4 protein-coding genes and 1 pseudogene are annotated in these 4,606 nt (G+C 71.8%); 3 read left to right on the top strand and 2 right to left on the bottom strand.

Annotated features, from left to right (window positions below; genetic code table 11):
- Positions 1 to 942, bottom strand: a 942-nt coding sequence (ligD, locus tag ACLEQD_RS37525; protein WP_410390674.1) for a non-homologous end-joining DNA ligase, incomplete at its 3' end; no start/stop codon positions are given.
- Positions 882 to 1,670, bottom strand: coding sequence for a DNA polymerase ligase N-terminal domain-containing protein (locus tag ACLEQD_RS37520; RefSeq protein WP_410390673.1), 789 nt, complete (start codon positions 1,668 to 1,670; stop codon positions 882 to 884). The genes ACLEQD_RS37520 and ligD, both read right to left, overlap by 61 nt.
- Positions 1,671 to 1,923: 253 nt before the next feature.
- Here ACLEQD_RS37520 and ACLEQD_RS37515 point away from each other — a divergent pair, with 253 nt between their 5' ends.
- The 3 genes and pseudogenes from ACLEQD_RS37515 to ACLEQD_RS37505 all read left to right on the top strand — a co-directional run.
- The gene (locus ACLEQD_RS37515; protein ID WP_410390672.1) at positions 1,924 to 2,409 is read left to right on the top strand and encodes a ferritin-like domain-containing protein; all 486 of its coding nucleotides are present in this window, start codon (positions 1,924 to 1,926) and stop codon (positions 2,407 to 2,409) included.
- Positions 2,410 to 2,453: 44 nt separating this feature from the next.
- A complete protein-coding gene (hutF, locus tag ACLEQD_RS37510; protein WP_410390671.1) occupies positions 2,454 to 3,836 on the top strand; it encodes a formimidoylglutamate deiminase in 1,383 nt (460 codons plus the stop codon).
- Between the two features lie 78 nt (positions 3,837 to 3,914).
- Positions 3,915 to 4,606, top strand: a pseudogene (locus ACLEQD_RS37505) (hypothetical protein); the annotation flags it as partial.

The following is a 4,606-nucleotide window of genomic DNA, read 5'->3' as shown; positions in this document are numbered from 1 at the left end:
CACGCGGCGCGAGCCCCGGCGCGCGGCGCCCTCGATGGGGGCCGGGTGTTCCCGCACGACCTCCTTGGGCACCTTGTCGCTGCGCAGCCCCTGGAACACGGGGTGGCGCAGGCGGCCGTCCTTCGTCCACTCCGTGAAGTTCACCTGGGCCACGTACTTCGGCTTCACCCAGACGGTGTCCGTGTTCGTGGGCGCATCCACGGCGGACGGCTTCTTCACGCGCGTGGCGTCCAGCAGCCAGCGCAGCTCGCGGCGGTCCTGTGACGTGTAGCCCGTGCCCACCTTGCCCACGTCGTGGAAGCCGTCCCTGCCGCGCACGCCCACGCGCAGCGCGCCAATCTCCGACTTCGCCCGCTCGTTCTTGATGGGCAGGTACCCCAGGATGACGACCTCCTGGCCCGCGACCACCTTCAGCTTCAGCCAGTCCCCGGAGCGCGTGCCCGTGTAGGGCGCGTCCTTGCGCTTGGCGATGATGCCCTCCCAGCCCTTGCGCCGCGCCTCCAGCAGCGCGCGCGACAGCGTCAGGTCCAGCTTGTCGGAGAGCTGCAGCGGCAGCTTCACGGAGGCCATCAGCTCCTCCAGCCGCGCCCGGCGCTCCTCGTAGGGAAGCTCGCGCAGGTCCTCGCCGTCCAGCCACAGCAGGTCGAACACGATGAAGCGCTGCTCCGCGCCCTCCTCCGTGTTCTGGAGAATCTGGAAGCGCGAGCGGCCCTTCTCGTCGAGCGCGACGATCTCCCCGTCCACGACGACGTCCTTCGCGGGCAGCTCGCGCAGCGCGGCGGCGAGCCGGGCGAAGCGGCCGGACAGGTCGTTGCCCCGGCGGCTCTGGAACGCGAGCTTGTCGTGGGTGACGGCGCACACGGCGCGGAAGCCGTCGTACTTCACCTCGTAGGCGTGCGTCTCGTCGTGCACCTCGTCGGACACCGCCAGCCGCGCCAGCATGGGCGGCCACACGCGCTCCAGCAGCTTCTCCGGCGAAGACGGTGGACGGGCCACCTTCGAGGGCTTGCGCGCGGTCTTCTGGCCCGGGCCCCGGGCACCGCGCGCACGGGCGCGGCGGGCTGCTTGTGGCGCAGCACCCCCGGCTTGCGCGGGCCGTGCGTCTCCACCTGGCCGCTCTTCACGGACTCGGGGCGCTCCACCGTGACGTCGTAGCCGGCCTTGGCGTACGCATCCTTCGCCTTGAAGAAGAGCCACTGCGCCTTGCCGCCGCGCGGACGCGTGCGGATGAGGTGCCAGCGCCCCTTGAGCTTCGCGCCGTGCAGCAGGACCTCCAGGTGCCCGCGCTTCAGCTGCGCCTGGGCGTCGCCGGGGGGCACGACCTCGAAGGTGCCGGACTCCCAGAGCAGCGAATCCCCGCCGCCGTACTGCTCATCCGGGATGTGCCCCTCGAAGTCCGCGTAGGAGCGCGGGTGGTCCTCCGTCTGGACCGCGAGCCGCTTCACCGTGGGGTCGTGGCTGGGGCCCTTGGGGATGGCCCAGCTCACCAGGACGCCGCCAATCTCCAGCCGCAGGTCGTAGTGCAGCCGGGTGGCGTCGTGCTTGTGGATGACGAAGACGGGAGCGCTCGACTTCGGGGCCACCACCTCCGGGGACGGCTCGGGCGTGAGCTGGAAGTCGCGCTTCGTCCGGTAGCGGCGCAGACGCTTCTGGGGGTCGGAGGTCTTCACCCTCCAACGCTCTGCACAGGAGAGCGGGCGCGCAATTCCTCACACGGGTTGGTGGGCGGGCAGGGAGGCAGGCGCTCCTCGCGCGGACCCGGCGCCTGATTTTTCGGCCACAGCCACGCGATGGCCCCCGGCCGTCCGCCCGCCCTGGGTTCGAAGGAGGGATGGCTCTGGGGAGGGTGGTTGGTTCCGGGGGGATGAATCCCCAGATTGTTCGGGCCCGAGCATTCACCTTCCCGGTTGGAGGAGGCACCCCATGGCCAACAAGTCCGAAGTGGATCGCCTGCACAGCCTGGCCCAGCTCGATGCCGACGCCGTGGGTGCGTACGACGTGGCCATCGCCCGCATCGGGCCGGCCCTGGTGCGCGAGCGCCTCAACAGCTTCCGCGCGGACCACCTGCGCCACGTGCAGGACCTGAACACGCTCATCCGCCACTTCGGGGGCGGGCCGGTGACGCTGCGCCCGGACCTGAAGGGCTCCGCGATGAAGGGCCTGACGGCCATGACGGGGCTGATGGGGACGGAGGCCACGCTGTGGGCCATGCTCGGCAACGAGGAGCTGTTCGACCGGGCCTATGAGCTGGCGCTCCAGTTCGAGTGGACCCCGGAGGTGAAGGTCCTCATCCGGCAGCACCGCGAGGACGAGCGGCGCCACGGCACGTGGATCCGCGACGCGGTGCGCACCCGTCCCTGGGCGGAGCGCCGCGTGCCCTTCATGGACGTGGCTGAAATGGGCGCCTGAAGCCGCTACCGCGCGTCGCGGCGAACTGGCATACGCTGCCGCGCGTGAGCGACACCACTGTCTACCAACCCGACTTCCTGTTCGTGGACGGGCGTTTCCACGAAGGCCGTGCGCTGGCGGTGGGCGCGGAGGGCCGAGTGCTCGGCGCGGTGCCCGAAGGGGCGCGCGTGGAGCGGCTGGCGGGGCGGGCGCTGCTGCCGGGGCTGGTCAACGGCCACTCGCACGCGTTCCAGCGGCTCATCCGCGGGCGCACCGAATACGTGGCGTCGGCCGGCGGGCAGGACGACTTCTGGTCCTGGCGCGAGGCGATGTACCGCGCCGCGGAGGCGCTCACGCCGGAGGAACTCCACGTCGCCTCCCGGCAGGTGTTCCTGGAGATGGTGCTCGCGGGCATCACCACGGTGGGCGAGTTCCACTACCTGCACCACCAGCCGGACGGGACGCCCTACGCGGACCGCAACGCGCTGGCGCACGCGGTCATCCGCGCGGCCACGGACGTGGGGCTGCGCATCTGCCTGCTGCGGGTGGGCTACGCGCGCGCGGGCTTCAACGTGCCCGCCAACCCGCGCCAGCGCCGCTTCATCGACGCGGACGTGGACGCGTTCCTGGCCACCACGGAGGCGCTGTCGCACGCGGTGCGCGCGGACGCGCGAGTGAGCGTGGGGCTGGCGCCGCACAGCGTGCGCGCGGTGTCGAAGGACTGGCTGACGCAGGTGGCCCGCACGGCGCCCGCGAGCATGCCCATCCACATGCACGTGGCGGAGCAGCCCAAGGAGATCGAGGCGTGCCTCGCGGAGCACGGCCGCCGTCCGGTGGAGCTGGTGGCGGACGTGGGCCTCCTGGGGCCGCGCTTCACGGCGGTGCACGGCGTGCACCTGACGGACGCGGAGGTGACGCTGCTGGGCCGCGCGCAGGCCACGGTGTGCGCGTGCCCGTCCACGGAGCGCAACCTGGGCGACGGCATCGTGCCGGCGGACGCGCTGGTGAAGGCCGGGGCGCGCGTGAGCTTCGGCTCGGACAGCCAGACGGTGGTGGACCTGCTGGACGAGGCGCGGCAGTTGGAGCAGCACCTGCGGCTGGTGCGGCTGCGCCGGGCGGTGCTGGACCCGGGGACGGGGACGCTGGACGGGCTGGCGGCGCGGCTCTTCGACATGGCCACGGTGCAGGGCGCGCGGAGCCTGGGGATGGGCACGGGCACGCTCTCTCCGGGGGCGCCCGCGGACTTCTTCACGGTGGACGTGAACCACCCGTCGCTGGTGGGCGCGAGCCCCGCGTCGCTCCTGCCCGGCATCGTCTTCGGTGCGGCGGGAGGCGCGGTGCGTGACGTGGCGGTGGGGGGCCGGCTCCTGGTCCGGGACGGCCGGCATCCGCTGACGGACGAGAGCGGCCGGGCCTTCCAGCAGCTCGCCCGGCGCCTCTACCCGTAAAGGGGGACGGGGTTCGATATGGCGGGCTCGCCACGGCGTTGACGGCCCATGCGCGGGATTTCCCGCGGGAGGACGTGGATGCGTGCAGGAGTCTGGCTGTCGCTGGTGATGCTGGTGGGGCTGGCGGTGGGGGGCTGTGCCGGGCGGCAGGACCTGGAGACGCCGGACTACGAGGCCATCTACGACCTGCCGCTGGAGGAGCTGTGGCCGTCGGTCCGTGAGTACTTCACGGACGCGCACCTGCCCTACCGCGAGGACCGGGGCAGCCTCGTCCTGGAGACCGAGTGGAAGCAGGAGTTCGGCGGCTCGAAGATCGCCGGCTACTGGCACCGCTACATGGTCATCGGCAAGCGGGAGACGCCGACGAAGAGCAAGCTGTGGATCATCCGCATCACCAAGTCCGTGAACAAGACGCTGGCGCAGCCCGGCCGGCAGCTGGACTGGGGCACGAATCGGGGCCTCGGAGGGGACCCCTCGCAGCGGGATCAGTTCTCGCTCGGCAACGGTGATTACTCCATCTCCGTCGAGGACGAGGCGGACCGGCTGGCCTTCCCGGTGGGGGAGAACGCCTTCTACGTGGACTCCGGGCAGGGCACGCGGGACCTGACCATGGAGTGGCGCGTGTTCCGGGGCATCATGCCCAAGCTGGCGAAGAAGCAGCAGGTGAGCGCGGCGCAGCAGGTGGCGAAGGCCCCGGGCGCGAAGGACGCACCGGCGTTCACCGAGTGCGGCCAGTCCATCCTCGGCCTGAAGAAGCAGGCGAAGGCGGG

It is taken from the genome of Corallococcus sp. 4LFB (genome assembly GCF_046520365.1).
In the GTDB taxonomy this organism is placed as follows: Bacteria; Myxococcota; Myxococcia; order Myxococcales; family Myxococcaceae; genus Corallococcus; species Corallococcus caeni.
This window is presented reverse-complemented; position numbering and strand designations above follow the sequence as displayed.

Bases quoted from the DNA above. Each gene is read 5' to 3' on its own strand.
- ACLEQD_RS37515 (WP_410390672.1), top strand. From the start codon at position 1,924: ATGGCCAACAAGTCCGAAGTGGATCGCCTGCACAGCCTGGCCCAGCTC.